This window comes from Rhodoblastus acidophilus, assembly GCF_025961575.1.
Taxonomy (GTDB): Bacteria; Pseudomonadota; Alphaproteobacteria; order Rhizobiales; family Beijerinckiaceae; genus Rhodoblastus; species Rhodoblastus acidophilus_C.
This window is the reverse complement of sequence record NZ_JAOQNX010000012.1, coordinates 1-15,393: the sequence shown is the minus strand read 5'-3', so window position 1 is coordinate 15,393 and position 15,393 is coordinate 1. Positions and strand designations below refer to the sequence as shown.

Genomic DNA, 15,393 nt, shown 5'->3' with positions numbered 1-15,393 from the left:
CGTGACCCCGCACATCTGCATCCTCACGCCGGGCCACCTGTCCACCAACCCCCGCGTCGTCAAGGAAGCGCGGGCGCTGCACGACGCCGGATATCGCATCACCATCGTTTGCGGCAGCTATTTGCCTTGGGGCGCCGAACACGACCGGGCGTTGGCGTCGAGTGATTGGCGTGTCGTGTCCACGCCGTTCGGGCGCAGGATGGCGCGCCCCGCTGTTCACGTGCGGCAGAAGGCGACGCAGGTTTTGGCGCGCGCGCTGGCGCGGATGGGGATGAGTACGCCCGCCGTGAGCGCCGCCGCCCATTCCCCCGTGGCGCTCGATCTCGCCGCGGCGACCTCCAAGATCAAGGCCGACCTCTACATTGGGCATTATGTCGCCGCGCTGCCTGCTGCGGCGCGCGCCGCACGCCTCCACGGCGCCTCTTATGCATTCGACGCCGAAGACTTCCATCTCGGCGATCTGCCGGAGCGCCCCGAATATGATTTTGAGAAACGGCTGATCCGTTCGATCGAGGAGCGTTTTCTGCGGGGTGCCGCCTTCTTGACGGCTGCCGCGCCACTGATCGGCGAGGCTTACGCACATACGTATGAGGTCGCTGCGCCAACTGTTTTGCTGAACGTGTTTCCGAGGACTCACGCGGCGCCGGCACCCACCGAGTGCGGTTCGGTCGAGCCGGGGCCGAGTCTGTATTGGTTCTCGCAGACCATCGGACCAGGCCGCGGGCTGGAGACGGCGCTGGAAGGCGCGGCGTTGGCGCAAAGCCGTCCGCATCTGTATCTTCGCGGCGCCGTCTCTGCCGATTATCGAAGCCACCTAGCAGAACATGCTGTCCGGTTAGGCATCGCCGACCGGCTGCACTTTCTCGAACCCTGTGCGCCCGGTGAACTCGAACGAGACGGCGCGCAATTCGACGTTGGTTATTGTGGTGAAACCGGATTTTCACTCAACAACGACAAAGCGCTGGCGAATAAACTTTTCAGTTATCTTTCCAGTGGGATTGCAATATGCGCGTCGAGTACGACTGCGCACCGGCAGGTTTCCGGGCCGCTCGGTGAGGCGATGACCGTCGTTCCGATCGCCAATGGCAAGGCCCTGGCGAAAGCGCTCGACGATCTGCTATTAAATAGCTCGCGCCTCGCGCAGGCGCGCCAAGCGTCGTGGTCGCTCGGCGCAGGGCGGTTTTGTTGGGAAGAAGAGCAGAAAACGCTGCTTAGGCTGGTTGAGCAATATCTTAAGAAAGTTGCTTGAATGGATATGCAAGGTCGTTATTCGAAGGGCGTCGTATATCTTGCCTGGGGCGAGAAGTTCATTTCAGAAGCCCGCAATTCAGTTTCCAGCGTGAAGCGCCATAACCAAATCCCGTGCACACTTATAACGAATCACGAGATTGAGCCCGGCCAATTTGATAGCGTTGTGAATTTACAATTGCAGAATTCATACAAAGACAAGGTACTTATTAATCAAAGCCCATACAGCAAAACCGTGTTCTTGGACACGGACACGACAATTTTGGGTTCGCTGGACCAGATTTTCGATCTTCTCGATGTGTTCGATATCGCATTTTGCCCCGCGAGCGGTGGCCTGCATTACACCTTGCCGGGCGTGCCCATGGAGGCGTTCCCGGAACCGAGCGCCGGCATTATTGCTTGGAGGAAGAACGAGCGCACCGACAGGCTGTTCGAATTGTGGGCGCATCATTATGACCTGATCCAGAGTGCCGAGGGCGAGGGGGCGTGGGATCAACGCAGCCTGCGCGCCGCCCTCTATTACTCCAATGTGCGGCTAACGATGCTGCCGGACATTTGGCAAGCCTATACCTTTGATTCCGCGCGGCTGCTCGGGGCCGTAAAAATGGTCCATGGACGCGGCAAGAGGCTGGCTTGGAGCATCAAACACCTTCAATCCCGCGAGGATTACAGGATTTGGTTGCCGCCGGTCGGCTCGCTCGGGATGTACAAGACCAGCCCAGATGATTACGTGCGTATTTCAATTTCATCTTTGTTCTTTGCGATGAAACGAAGCTTACGTCTTTTATTGCATGCATCCGTAATATGGCGGCTTCCTGAGAACAAGCGACCTATGTAGATTTGTTTATTCGTCAATGCTAACGCTTGCAGATAATTTTTATATAAATATATATTTCTAAAATTTGATATACTTCTCCTCACAGTAAGTGTTGAACTCAGCGAGAGGGTAAGTCATGGATCGTTCCGTTTTCACAATTGCTACTGGGTCGGAGTCGTTCTTTAAAATGGCGATTAACCTTGCGAGGTCATTTGAGTATTTCAATGCAGGCAATAATGATATTGCGTTTTACATTTTCACTGATGTCGAAAGACGTCTTCCTTCTGACTTGAAGCATTCTCGGCTGTCAGTTTTAAAGTGCGATGACCTGCGTATTGGTTTCAGTATAAAGCTGCTAATTGATCGATTTGCCCCGACAATGCAATCCATTTTTATTGACGCAGACTGTTTTGTTCTGGGTTCCGTCGAGCCATTGTTTGACGCGTTTTCGGATAGCTCAGTGGGCATTTTCGGCGAAGTATTGTGCGATGGTGAGCGATTTGGAAATGTATCAAGTTACAATGAGCGCCTAGGAATTAGCTTTATGCCGAACTTCAATGGTGGAATATACTATATTGACAAGAGTCGAGAGGCGAAGGTTATTTTTGCTGAAGCTCGTCAGTTGGAGCCTCGCTACGACGACGTTGGGTTTGTTCGTTTGAGAGGCCAGCCTAATGATGAGATGCTCATTGGCGCAGCTTTAGCAAAAAATGCAATTTATCCCGTGCCTAACGACGGGCGATACTATGCAGACTTTCAATGGTGGCCCGACCTAATAGAGTTCGATGTGCTCAAGGGGCGGTGTGTTATGAGAAACCCTCCCGCTCCAGACCCTCGACGGCAAGAACGCTATCCGGCTGCGGTGGCGAGTCCGTTGGTTGTTCACTTCCTCGGCCAGCACGTCGACTCTGCAGCGTATAAGCGCGCGGCCTTGACATTGGCGTTAAACGCGAAAAAGCTGCCATTTCCCGGTCTTTTGAGCAGTGTATTTGCATCTCCGTATTTTATTGAAGCGGCATTTAAGAATAGATTTCGGAGAGTGTTTCGGGCTATGTTTGGTGTCAGGCAAATAAGAAGGTCGAGATCGCGTCTCGTTATAGAAGAGTAAGCGCGCCTCCGTCCCGGTGAGTTTAACTATAGGAATGGCAAAATTGAGCAATGCTGCGCATGAGGTGCCTGCATACACCACCCAAGATTCAGTACTAAATAAACGCAGGCTGAAAATGAATGGGGTGCTAAATTAAGGGGGTCGATCCACAAGAATATGCGTGAACAAGCTTGTATCAAGATAGTGAATTGATGTACGGTCGATCGACCGGCAGTAAATTCACGCTGTCCCGATTTGCCTTGACAAGGGCTGCTGCTGGTCCTTCATTGCGTTTACCGCAGCGCGGCTTGCCTTTTACACTTTGCATTTGTTTAGCGCTGCTGTGTTTTGTTGGCGGCATTGTCTCATCAAAAAATTTGTTTGAGTGGATGGTGTCGGGCCTGACGGTGTTGTTCACCGGCGTCCTGCTCCGCCGCGAGATCAATATGGCGCCTCCGATCTTCCTGTTCATCTCACTATATTGGAGCGCGGTCGCCGGCGACATTCTGGTGGCCGACCTAGACGGGGCTGCGCTGGATTCTCTCGACGGCGGCGTCTATCGCGCATGGGCGATCTATTACAGTTGGATCGCGCTGCTTGTGCTTGCGGTCGGCGTCAAGATGGGATTCGGCTATCGCGCCGTCGTCGTGGCGCGCATGAGGCGGGTGAAGCAATATGCGCAGCCGGATCTTCGGCGGGCTTGGGCGGCCTATGGCGCCACGACGATCGCGGCCGTCGCGCTGGGGCTCGCCGCGCGGGCGGTTCCATCCCTGGCGCAACCGATCACCGCGATTGCCGCTGTTCGCCTTGTCGCTCTGTACATCCTGGCTCATTGTCTGAAGCGCTCGCCGAACGGGCTCGCTCTGATCGCCGGCGTCATGCTGGTGGAAGGCGCGTTCGGCACAATTTCTTATATCGCTTCGTTCCAGATAGCGTTCTTCACAATCATCGCCGCCTTGCTTGTGAACGATGGCGGACGAAGCTCGGCGCGCGCGAGCGATATGCTTGCCCTGACCATCGCCGGCGCCATTCTGGTGTTCTTCGCTGTGGTCTGGACCGCGGTCAAGCCACAGTTCCGCGAGTTGATCGCTGTCGCCGATATGCCCGCGTCGGAGCGCCTCAGTTGGGTGCTTGGCCAGATCACGGAAGGCCGGATTGACTACGGCGAGGCGGCGAAGCGGCTGGTTGAGCGCGTTTCTTACACCAAATTTTTCGCCTTGCTGCTGGAACGGCAGGCTACGGGCCTTGCGCCCGATATGCACCTTTGGCGCGACGCGCTCACCAACGTCCTTATGCCTCGCGTGTTTTTCCCAGACAAGGCGATCCTCGACGACACCGCCATCACGACCATGCTGACCGGCGTCAAGTTTGGATCGAACACGTCGGTCAGCATCGGCTACGTCGCCGAGGCGAGTGCCGATTTCGGCCCGTTGGTGATGTCGGCGCCGCTGGCCCTGCTGGGATTCTTGTGGGGGCGGGCGACAAGGTTTTTCCTAACCGCCGATGTCCCGATGCTGGTGGCCAGCGCCTTCGTCGCGGCGGTGTGGTCGGCGCTCTACAAATATGAATCGAACTCCGCTAAAATACTTGGCGGGTTTGCATTGACATTTCTGGCAATGTTTGTGGTCTCACGACTGAGATCACTGCTCAAGATCTTGCGAATCACCTAGTGCACAATCCTGAAAAAATGTGTCCGGTCTTCGCTAGCGCTGAAGTTTGGTTCGGACAAAATACGCAGAAACAATAACTCCGCGCCAATGCGCCAACACGAATATTTGCGCTGTGCATCATCGTCACATCCGAAGCTTCGAGCAGCTCAAGGCGAGCAAGAAAACTCTCCCTTTTCACCGCCGCGACCTCGCCGTTGCTGAGCGCTTATAGGAATGGATAGATTTATGCCTGTGCGATACGCAGACGGAGCTGGTGATCTCTCGCAATTGCGTGATCCGCTGGTCGTTGGCTCCGGACCCGTAGGCATTGTGCTGGCCTTGTGCCTCGCTAGAGCCGGCATCAACGTCACGCTTGTTGAAGGAGGGGGCGAACTTCCAGCTTTGGATCAGCCATTGGATTTGGAGGCCGAATTTTCGGCGTCTCCCCTGAGCGGCGCGAGCGTCGGCCGAACGCGTCAAATCGGTGGTGGGCTGAACCTGTGGGGTGGACAGTTGGCCAGTCCGCACCTTTGCGAACTGACTGTGGCCGGACAGAACAGTTGGCCTTTCGATTACGCGCAATTGACTCCTTATTTCTCCAAGGTCACGCGATTGTTGGCGCAAATCGACGTAGCATTCCCGCCAAACAACACATCCATACTCGCGGAAATGGGCGCTTTGCGCGAACAGGAACTCGAACTCATTGCAACGGCTTGGTTGAAACGGCCGAAATTAGGGCCGGAGATCTGGAATGAAATCAGAGAGTCCTCGCGGATTCACCTGCTCCACGGTGCGTTTGTAGACAAAATCTTGGTCGATCCCGTGTCCGCGCGGGTTCAAGGCGTTTCGGCTCTGTGCCAGAATGGGAAAAAGATTTCCATTGGAGCTTCTCATGTCGTTCTCGCCAATGGAGCCATCGAGACGAGTCGGTTGCTGTTACAACTTTCGATCGAGGGGCGACCACAATGCTGGTCATCGCTCAAATGGCTTGGTCGAGGCTTTAACGAACATTTGGACGCGATGACCGCAACGATCAAGCCGCTCGATGCACGTCGTCTAATGAATGTATTTGATCCAATAATCGTCAAGGGGACAAAATATACATACAAGCTGTTTACGCAAACAAATGCCATCTCTTCGGTGGCGATGCTAGCTATGCCAGGAAATATACGCAATTCCCTTTCCGAGTTGCGGATTTTGTTGCGCGGCTTGTCTCCGAAAATGCAGGTGACAGAACGTCGGCGATTGGTTCGGGCTATCATGGCTTCAGCGCGGGAAACGATGCCGCTTGCATTGCGGTATCTGCGACACAAGCGGATTGGAACTGTGTTGCGCGGAGAAGGCCTGTTGCGGATCGCTGTCGAGCAACCCATCCGTTTCGATAGTAAAATTGAACTCTCGACAGACCGTGTCGACACCAGGGGCATTCCCTTGAGCCGCATAAACTGGATAAAGGGACAAGAAGAGGCGGACGCATTCCTTGAAACAACAAAAAAGGTCAAACGATGGGCGGAAAGCAATAGAATTGCCTCTATTGAGATCGCCTCTCAATTGCTGGAGGATCCGCTTGGCTTTGCCGAAAGTGCCGATGACGGCTTGCATCACGCTGGCGGCGCCCGCATGGCAGCCCGGCCATCCGACGGCGTTGTCGATTCCCACCTGAAAGTATTTGGAACAGATAATCTTTATTGTTGTGGCTCCTCCGTCTTCCCGCGCAGCGGATATGCCAACCCGACGCTGCTCGCAATGGCTTTGGCTGCGCGTCTGGCGGACAAGCTCATCATTGAAAATCAGCGGGCGCTTCAATGTTCATGAACAAAATTGCCTTAGGTTGCCACAATTTAACGGGCGGCAGTTCTTACCGGCGATCGGAGCGGCTGGTTCACTGCGCGCTTGACTTGGGTATCCGTAGATTTGACGTCGCGCCTTCCTATGGGCTGGGGACCGCGGAAAACACGCTTGCAAAGGCGCTGGGTCGACGAAGACTTGATCCTGAAGTTGACATTACAACTAAGTTTGGGATTGCGCCTCCGAAATATGGTCCGCTTTTGGCATGGTTTCGAGAACCCTACCGTTCTCTTCGCGGCCGTTGCAAAAGCGCATCCCTTCCAATTACGCGGCAAGCTTCAGCATCGTCGGCAGGATGGAAGAAGTCCGCCAAAGCCGCCGCGAGCGCAAGTTTGATCAATATGAATTTGGATAGGTTAGGGGGATTGCTGACCCACGAGCGTCTCCCTTCGGAGGTGACGAATCACATTCGCGACGAACTCGCGGAATTGATCCATGTCGGACGCATTGGCCGAGCCGGGTGCTCCGGCGAGATCGAAAATGTCTCAGCCATGCTCGACAACATCAATGGCGTCGCTTCGATCGCGCAGATTTCCGTTTTGGATCGCCATTGTGCTCCGGATATTGCGGAAAAAAGATATTTTCAATTAGGTCACCTGGCAACGCGAATATTGGAGGGCGAAGATATGCTCGCGCCTGCCCTCAAAAAAATACTTTCCGGCGTGGACTATTTGAACGATGTCGGTCTTGCGTATGCTTACGTACTGGCGTGCCTACGGCATCATTCGCCCGACATTGTCTGCATCGTGAATGCGAGCAATTGCGAACGACTTTCGGCGCTCTTGAAGGGAAGCGAAGACCCACGCATTCAAGCCATCGCGCTGACCAACGGAAATTGGGTGCTCGAGAAATCTCCGATTGTTTCGAGGGCGCGATGAAACAGCGGACATCATTGCTCGTCTCGCTTAATTTTCCACCCAGTTCCATCGCGAGTGTCCATCGTGCAAGGCACCTGGCGAAGCACCTGCCGGAATTTGGATGGCGCCCGATCGTCTTAGCCGTGGACGAAAAGTTCCATAAAGAGCCCGTTGATTTCGCATTGGGTCGTTTGGTTCCTGAAACCGTCGATGTGCGAAGGGTTCGGGCCCTCCCGGTCAAGCTTGGAAAACTTTTGGGCGTCGGCGATCTCGCGCTTCGCTCGATGTTCCAGGTGTGGCATGAAATAAAGCAGCTCGTGAAGGCTGAGCAGCCTGACGTCGTATTCTTCACAGGGTGGCCTTTTTACCAGATGCTGCTCACGAGCTGGATCAGGTGCTCGTTTGGCCTCCCTGTGGTTCTTGATTTCCAGGATCCCTGGGTTTCCGCCGAGGGTTCGTCGCGGCCGAAATGGTCGAAGGGAGGCGCTGCGCATCGCCTCGCGGTGGCGCTCGAACCACGCGCGATACGCGACGCAAGCTACATAACTTCGGTGTCCGATCGCCAGAACGATGAAATGGCCGCGCGCTATTCCTGGCTCGATCGCGCGCGGATGGCCGCCGTTCCCATCGGCGGCGATCCCGACGATTTTACCGCCCTGCGCCGCAATCCCCCTGTTCATCCCCAGGTGAGACTCGATCCTGGAAAAATCAACTTCAGCTTTGTCGGAGCCTTTATGCCACGGACCGGGCCGGCGGCGCGGACGGTGTTTCGCGCCCTGGCGCAAGTGCGACGGTCACACCCCGAACTGGCCGCGCGCATCCGTTTCAATTTCGTCGGCACAAGCAACCAGCCCAATGGCTATGGCGCGTTCCAAGTAGCGCCGCTGGCGGTTGAGGAGGGCGTCGGCGACCTCGTCCACGAGACCCCGCAGCGCGTCGCCTATCTCGAAGCCTTGAGTCTGCTCGCCAACTCGCATGCGCTTCTTCTCATCGGTTCCGACGAGCCGCACTACACCGCCTCAAAGATCTATCCCGCGCTCATGTCCGGGCGGCCGTATCTTTCAATTTTCCATCAAGCGAGCAGTTCACACCAAATTCTGTCCGGCGCGGGCGGCGGCGAAAGTCTGGCTTTCGCCGGGCAGGAGGAATTGGCCGAGCTCGAACCGGCCCTTGGCGCCGCAATCGTTAGGCTGGCGAGCGATGCGGAGCGATATTCGCCGGCCAAGCCGGAGTCCTGGTCTGATTATCACGCCAGTTCGGTCGCGCGGCGTTTCGCCGAGATTTTTGCGTCGGTCGGGCGTTGATGGCGTTCCGTTCGGCAGACTGAAGATCGAGAGCCGGCAATGCGGTCGCGACTTGCTGTCGTCGTTTCACATCCAATCCAATATTATGCTCCGCTTTGTCGGGAGCTTGCGTGGCGAATGGATGTGTGCGTGTTTTTCGCGCACCGCGCCACGCCCGCGCAGCAGGCTTCTGCGGGTTTTGTCACGCCCTTCGAATGGGACGTCGATCTTCTCGGCGGCTACGATCATGTCTTTTTGGACAATGTCGCCGGTGATCCCGGTTCCCATCATTTTGGCGGATGTGACACGCCCGATGTCGGCAAGCATCTCGCCGAAGGGCACTTTGACGCGCTGCTGGTGATGGGCTGGCATCTTAAAAGCTATTGGCAGGCGATCTGGGCGGCCAAGACCTTGGGCCTGCGCGTCATGGTGCGGGGCGACAGCCAGCTCGACACGCCGCGAGGTCTCCCGAAACGCCTTGCAAAAGGCGCGGTTTATCCGTTCCTTTTGCGCGTCTTCGACGCCGCCCTGTTTGTCGGAGAGCGCAATCGCGCCTATTACGCACATTATCATTATCCTCAATCGAGACTGTTTGCCTCGCCGCATTGCGTGGACACTGCACGTTTCGCCCAGCAAGCGACCCCCGATGCCCGTTTCGCCTTGCGGAGGGCATTGCGCGTGAATGAAAACGAAAAGCTGATCCTGTTTGCTGGAAAACTCGTGGAGTTTAAGCGTCCCCTGGACGTGGTCGCGGCCGCGGCGGCTTTGCGCGGTGAAGGCATGAACGTCCATCTGATGGTTGCAGGCTCCGGCCCGCTGCAAGATGAGGTGCGGACACGGTCGCTGGCGGCCAGCTTGCCTGCGCATCTCCTCGGCTTTCAGAACCAGACGCAAATACCCGCCGCTTATGCGGCAAGCGATGTGCTGGTCCTGCCCTCCACCGGACGCGAAACCTGGGGCCTCGTCGCCAACGAGGCGCTCGCCAGCGGAACGCCGATCGTCGTGTCGGACGCCGTCGGATGCGCGCCCGATCTCGCCGCCGACGGCAAGGTGGGACGGACTTTCGCTATGGGCGATGTCAACGCCTTGGCAAAGGCTCTGGCGGCGACGCTCAATAACCCGCCTACACCGGATCGGATTAGGCGCGTCTCCGATCGTTTCAGTCTTTCCGTCGCGGTCGACGGCGTCGAAGCCGCATTGCGCGGGATGTGCACGGGATGACGAGCAGGGGCCGTGTCGTTTCCGCCATTTCGGTGACCCATGTCGTCCCCAGCCTTGCGCCTGAGGAAGGGGGGCCGTCGTATTCGGTTCCCGCGCTCGTTGCTGCCTTGCGCGATGCGGGCTTGGCGGCCCGGACGCGCTTTGTCACCCGAAACAAAGCCGACAGGCCGTTCAAGCCGCAAGAGGCCTGCGACGCACATCCGGCGGGCGCAGTCTTGGGAGGTGTGCTGCGTTCCTCGCCAGCGCTCGCGCGGGCGCTGGCAGCGGATGCGCGTTCCGGCGGCATCCTGCATGCGCATGGGCTTTGGCTTGCGCCGAATCTTTATCCCGCGTGGACGAAATCCCGGATCGGGGCCAGTGTCAAACTGGTGCATACCCCGCGCGGCATGCTCGGGGCTGCCGCCCTGGCGATTTCCGCGCGCAAGAAGAAGCTGGTCTGGGCCCTGGCGCAGCGATCAGCGCTCGCCGCCGCCGATTGTCTCCATGCCACGGCGCTTTCTGAGTTGGGTGAGATCCGGGACATGGGTCTGAAGAATCCCGTCGCCGTTATCCCAAATGGGATTGATCTGCCAGACCTCCAGGCGATTCCCCGCTCGTCCGGCGACGCGCCGACCGTTCTGTCGTTGGGGCGCGTGCATCCGAAAAAGGGGCTGGATCGGCTTGTGAGCGCCTGGGCCGCCATTGAGCCCGCCTTTCCTTCATGGCGGTTGCGCATTGTCGGTCCAGCCGAGTTGGGGCATGACCGATCTCTCAGAGCCTTGGCGCAGGACCTGGGTCTGCGGCGCGTGACCATTGAGGGGCCGGTCTACGGGCCAGAGAAACTCACGCTGGTTCGCAACGCCGATCTGTTCGTGCTGTCGACGTTGAATGAGAATTTTGCTCTCACGGTCGCGGAGGCCCTTGCGCTGGAAACGCCGGTGATCTCGACCAAGGGGGCGCCCTGGTCGGGCCTCGAACGCGAACGATGCGGATGGTGGATCGACCATGGGGTTGAACCGCTTACGCAGGCGTTGCGCCAGGCGCTTACGCTCGCCCCGCCGGAGCGGGCGGCGATGGGCCAGCACGGACGCGCCTGGATGGCGCGCGACTTTGGCTGGGATCGTGTCGCCCGTGACATGATTGACGTCTATCGCTGGCTGTTGATGGGCGGCGACGCGCCCGCGACCGTTTACAAGTCTTGATGAGGGGCGGGATGTCATCCTTGATCCGGCCAGACATCATCGCCAATCGAAAGGCGAAGAAATACTCGCCGCGGGTGCTCATGGCGCGCGCGTTGTGGGGAGGCTTGCGCCTCCCGCTGTTCGCTTGGACGCCCCGGCCCTTGTGGGGCTGGAGAAGGACCGTTTTGCGTGCGTTCGGCGCGCGAGTCGGCCGCGACGTTCACGTCTATCCCTCCGCGCGCATCTTCGCGCCGTGGGATCTGGAGTTGGGCGACGCCTGCGCCATTGGTGACCGCGCTGTGATTTACAATCTCGGTAGGATCTCCATCGGCGCCGCCGCGACGATCTCCCAACAGGCACATCTTTGCGCGGGCACGCATGATTTTCGTGATCCTGCAATGCCACTGCTCAAACCGCCGATCGACATCGGCGCGGGGGCCTGGATCTGCGCCGACGCCTTTATTGGTCCCGGCGTCAAGGTGGGGGGCATGGCGATCATCGGGGCGCGGGCGGTCGTAGTGCGCGATGTCGGCGCCGACACGATCGTGGTCGGCAATCCGGCCCGCGTGGTCGGACGACGCGAGGTGCGGAGTTGAATGCATTGCTGAACATTACCGTCGTCGTGCCGGTCAGGAACGAGGAAAAGAACCTGCCGCGTTGTCTGGACGCGCTGGTGGACAAGTTTGTGGCAGTGGTGGTGGTCGATTCCAGCAGTACGGATCGTACAGCCGAGATCGCGGCAAAATACGGCGTCGAATTTGTTCAGTTTGATTGGAACGGGCGTTTCCCCAAGAAGCGAAACTGGATGCTGCTCAATTATGCGTTTAAAACGGAATGGGTGTTGTTCATCGATGCCGACGAAATCGTTTCCGACGCCTTTGTCGGCGAGGTGAGCCGCGCTGTGCGCGAAGGGGCAGCGAACGCCTACTGGCTTAGGTATACTAATGTTTTTCTTGGCAAGACATTGCACTTTGGCGTGCCGCAACGCAAGATTGCGCTCATCAAGCGTGGCGCAGGCCTTTATGAGAGGATCGATGAGCAGCGCTGGAGCAATCTGGACATGGAGGTGCATGAGCATCCGATTATCGATGGCCCCGTCGGAGAAATCAGGATGCCGATCAGACATGAAGATGATCGCGGGATCCTGAAATTCATCGAAAAGCATGCCGATTATGCGGCTTGGGAGGCGCGGCGCCTGTTTGAACTTCGCCAAGGGGGCAACGCCAACGGACTTACGCTCAGGCAAAAAGTCAAATATGGCTATGTCGATCAATGGTGGTTCGCGCACTTTTATTTCTTTTATACATATATTTTGCGCTTGGGCGTATTGGACGGTTCTGCCGGATTCTATTATGCCTTCTACAAATTATGGTATTTCATGACGGTGCGGCGGATTCACGCGGAGTGCCAGGAAAAATAGGGAGGCCGCTCCGGGGTGTCTGAGCGCCTTTTTTAGACTGTGTCTGTGCGAAGGGAGGCGTCGTTGTGAAGCCCATCCTGATCTTGCTCTCCATCGTGCTCGGCACCCAGACCGTGGCTTGGGCGCAGACAGAACCGGACCCGCAAAACGGCTCCCGGTCGCGTCTTCTGCGCGCCTACGATCAGCGACGTCAGGGCTTTCCGGCCGATCACAGCCGCGCGGGCGCCGACTCGCCTCTTTTGCGCGCGTATGATCAGAGGCGTCCCGGGTTTCCGGCCGAGCACGGCCGGGCCGAATCCGACTCGCCTCTTCTGCGCGCCCATGACCAGAGGCGTCCCGGCTTCCCGGCCATAGCGCAGGACGCCGCCGCCAATCGTGGGGCCTCGACGCGCGCCCAGGCGTTCGGTTTAGCCAATGCCGTCGATCTTTCCAATTTTTGCACCTCGGCCCAGCTTTCCGGCCAATCCGACGCGACCGCGTGCCTTCAGGCGGCGATCGACGCCGCCTATGAGAGGAAATCGCAGGCCGTTTTTTGCCCGGCCGGCGCAAACCTCGTGACCTCCGGGCCAATTTTCCAGGACGCGCCGGGCAACCTGCGCGCGAATCTTGCGAAACCGACCATTCACGCCTTCTCTCTGGCTTTCATAGGGCCGACCGGCCGCAACCATGAAGGCGCTGGCTGCGTCGTGCGTCCGAATTTCAATGATGGCGTTGCTTGGTGGATCGGGCCGGGGAGGGGCATGACGCTTAAGGGTGTTGCAATCCTTGGACCCAATAAGGGCTACCGCTGCGCGCAGCCCGCCGCGGGTATCGGCGTCGCAATTTCAGTCGGCGCGTCGCTGACCCATATCGAAGACACCTGGGTCGAGAATTTTTACACGGATTACAGCGAAGGCGCGCAGGGCAGCCCCGATCTCGCGGATTCCAACACTTTTGTTAGGCCTGTCGCCGCCAATGCTTGCGTCGGGATCCACTCAGCGGAGACACAAGCCTATATTACTTCGGTTTACGACATGCTTAACGGCGCGACCACGGCGATCATGGCCGATATCGGCACGAATATCCATGTCTTCGGCGGCAACTTGTCGGTGACCAGCGCGAAGTCCAACGCGTTCAGGATCTCGAACGTTTCGGCGCTCACGCCGGCACCGGCCGGAAACCTGCACAATTATACCTTTACGGCGACGATTGGGTCCCCGGACCCCTATGTCGGGACGCCCGTTTACAACGCCTACACGATTTACACACCAGATTACGGCGTGATCCCGGTGGTCTTGACCGCCTGGAATTCCATAACGAACCTAGCCAATTTCCAGATCTATCCGACCTGGGGACATGCGTTTTTCGGCCGCCTAGTCGCTACCACGATATCAAATATTTCCGACGAACTTCAAGCGGCGACGACGCTCTACGCCGCCGAAATGGTCACGGTGATCAAAGGTGAGCAGGTGAGCGTCAACGGCGCTCACATTGAAAACCCGTTGGCGCCCACGACGCTCATCAATTCATTCTCCGGCTTCGGCGCCAATGGCCGGTTCTCCAAGCTTGAAAACATCTATTTCAACTACGATGCGAGCATGGCGGCTTTTGCGCCCGAGAACAGGCCGACGCCAGCGCAGTTGGCTCTTTACTATGCGCAAATGGCCTATCCCTTCATCAATATATCGAATGGCAGCGTCGACATCAGCGATACGCAGTTTGGCCTCAGTCAGCCGGTTTTGATCGACTTCGCCAACGAGGCCGCAACCAATACGGCGGACCTTTACGTGAGCAGGTCGCTGGGGGCGCAGTTCAACGAGCGGGTCGTGACATCGTCTGGCGGCTGGATTTCTTACGGTCAACCGACCCAAACGTCGTCCACCTATCTAGGCGCCGGTCATTTTGACCGGACTCCCTTTCTGGCGCGTCTGTTCAATTCTCAAGCCAATGGGTATCGAAGCACAGGCTTTGGCCAGGCGCCGATGTGGGGATTTCGGCCTGCTTCCTACACCCGCCCCTGCATCACACCCGGACAACTGTCGACCCTGACTGGAGCGCTTCCCCCAATCACCGGAGGTCCTGGCCGTTGGGCTGTCAATTATCCGCTCTTGTGGGGAGGACAAGCGTATCAGCTTTGCGACTGGTATGTCGGGAGCCAGCCGCACTATAATCTTGTGTCCGATCACCACTTCTATAGCTACGGCCAGACGCTGCCCACCAATGATTGGTCGGCGCAAGCCGGTAGCTTCGTCGTTCGCGTTGCGGACACGTCGCTTTTCTTTCCAGGTCTCGGTGTGCAACTGGCAACTGATGTCAAGGAAACTTATATTATCACCGGAGTATATCCTGGGCTCGGCTATATCACGGTCGGCGGTTATTGGAACAACGGACACTCAAATATTCATGGCGCATTGGGTACCTCATACACTGGAGCGACGATTGGGCAGGAGCCTTATATTATTACTCAGTGGTGAGCGCCAAGCTCAAGGTCGTTCTTGTGCGTTGTGGTTCGTCTGCAGCGCCGAGTGGAGATGTCATATTTGATTTGGCGGAGGCCGTTTTGAACTTTGCGTTCTTGATTGGGCGTTGGCTCAATATATTTGAGCATATGGTGTTGAGTGCGTCGTGGTTTCCATTGACGCGCTTGGTCAGGCCTGGTCGCAACTGGATTTATGACATCCAGAGATATGCGGGCTGTCGTGAACTCGGTGTTGTCTTCGATGTTGGCGCTAGAGCGGATTCGGCTTAATCCGGGTCATATCCTGCGGCGGCGAAGAAGTTGGCGCACTCTTGCGGAGTGAACGCTGACAGGAGGGCGCCTATC

The 15,393-nt window shown here is 57.6% G+C and carries 12 protein-coding genes; all 12 read left to right on the top strand.

The genetic code is table 11. The annotated features are described in order from the left end of the window. Position 1 precedes the first annotated feature (1 nt). The 12 genes from M2320_RS10265 (at position 2) to M2320_RS10210 (ending at position 15,043) form a co-directional block, all read left to right on the top strand. Positions 2–1,249, top strand: a complete 1,248-nt coding sequence (locus tag M2320_RS10265; protein ID WP_264597196.1) for a glycosyltransferase — start codon at positions 2–4, stop codon at positions 1,247–1,249. After that, entirely contained in the window at positions 1,250–2,086 is an 837-nt protein-coding gene (locus M2320_RS10260; protein ID WP_264597195.1) for a hypothetical protein, read from the top strand. 115 nt (positions 2,087–2,201) lie between these two features. Continuing rightward, positions 2,202–3,173 (top strand): hypothetical protein, encoded by a 972-nt coding sequence (locus M2320_RS10255; RefSeq protein WP_264597194.1) that lies wholly within the window; start codon positions 2,202–2,204, stop codon positions 3,171–3,173. A 188-nt stretch (positions 3,174–3,361) separates the two neighbouring features. Beyond that, positions 3,362–4,822: a hypothetical protein gene (locus M2320_RS10250; protein WP_264597193.1), complete on the top strand. Its 1,461-nt coding sequence runs from the start codon at positions 3,362–3,364 to the stop codon at positions 4,820–4,822. Positions 4,823–5,047: 225 nt separating this feature from the next. After that, positions 5,048–6,616 carry a GMC oxidoreductase gene (locus M2320_RS10245; RefSeq protein ID WP_264597192.1) on the top strand — a complete coding sequence of 523 codons (1,569 nt, stop codon included), beginning with the start codon at positions 5,048–5,050 and terminating at the stop codon, positions 6,614–6,616. Next, complete coding sequence (locus tag M2320_RS10240; RefSeq protein WP_264597191.1) at positions 6,607–7,527, top strand: aldo/keto reductase; 921 nt, start codon at positions 6,607–6,609, stop codon at positions 7,525–7,527. Before M2320_RS10245 ends, M2320_RS10240 begins: the two co-directional genes overlap by 10 nt. Next, on the top strand, positions 7,524–8,810 hold the full coding sequence (locus M2320_RS10235) for a glycosyltransferase (protein WP_264597190.1): 1,287 nt from the start codon (positions 7,524–7,526) through the stop codon (positions 8,808–8,810). The genes M2320_RS10240 and M2320_RS10235 overlap by 4 nt, the downstream gene beginning before the upstream one ends. Before the next feature lie 129 nt (positions 8,811–8,939). Then, positions 8,940–10,010: a glycosyltransferase family 4 protein gene (locus tag M2320_RS10230; RefSeq protein WP_264597189.1), complete on the top strand. Its 1,071-nt coding sequence runs from the start codon at positions 8,940–8,942 to the stop codon at positions 10,008–10,010. 32 nt (positions 10,011–10,042) lie between these two features. Next, entirely contained in the window at positions 10,043–11,191 is a 1,149-nt protein-coding gene (locus M2320_RS10225; protein WP_264597188.1) for a glycosyltransferase, read from the top strand. A 20-nt stretch (positions 11,192–11,211) separates the two neighbouring features. Then, entirely contained in the window at positions 11,212–11,766 is a 555-nt protein-coding gene (locus tag M2320_RS10220; RefSeq protein WP_264597187.1) for a colanic acid biosynthesis acetyltransferase WcaF, read from the top strand. A gap of 5 nt (positions 11,767–11,771) precedes the next feature. After that, positions 11,772–12,590 (top strand): glycosyltransferase family 2 protein, encoded by an 819-nt coding sequence (locus M2320_RS10215; RefSeq protein WP_264597186.1) that lies wholly within the window; start codon positions 11,772–11,774, stop codon positions 12,588–12,590. Positions 12,591–12,655: 65 nt separating this feature from the next. Continuing rightward, positions 12,656–15,043, top strand: a complete 2,388-nt coding sequence (locus M2320_RS10210; RefSeq protein WP_264597185.1) for a hypothetical protein — start codon at positions 12,656–12,658, stop codon at positions 15,041–15,043. The last annotated feature ends 350 nt before the right edge of the window (positions 15,044–15,393 follow it).

Bases quoted from the DNA above. Each gene is read 5' to 3' on its own strand.
- M2320_RS10260 (WP_264597195.1), top strand. From the start codon at position 1,250: ATGGATATGCAAGGTCGTTATTCGAAGGGCGTCGTATATCTTGCCTGG.
- M2320_RS10255 (WP_264597194.1), top strand. From the start codon at position 2,202: ATGGATCGTTCCGTTTTCACAATTGCTACTGGGTCGGAGTCGTTCTTT.
- M2320_RS10245 (WP_264597192.1), top strand. From the start codon at position 5,048: ATGCCTGTGCGATACGCAGACGGAGCTGGTGATCTCTCGCAATTGCGT.
- M2320_RS10240 (WP_264597191.1), top strand. From the start codon at position 6,607: ATGTTCATGAACAAAATTGCCTTAGGTTGCCACAATTTAACGGGCGGC.
- M2320_RS10235 (WP_264597190.1), top strand. From the start codon at position 7,524: ATGAAACAGCGGACATCATTGCTCGTCTCGCTTAATTTTCCACCCAGT.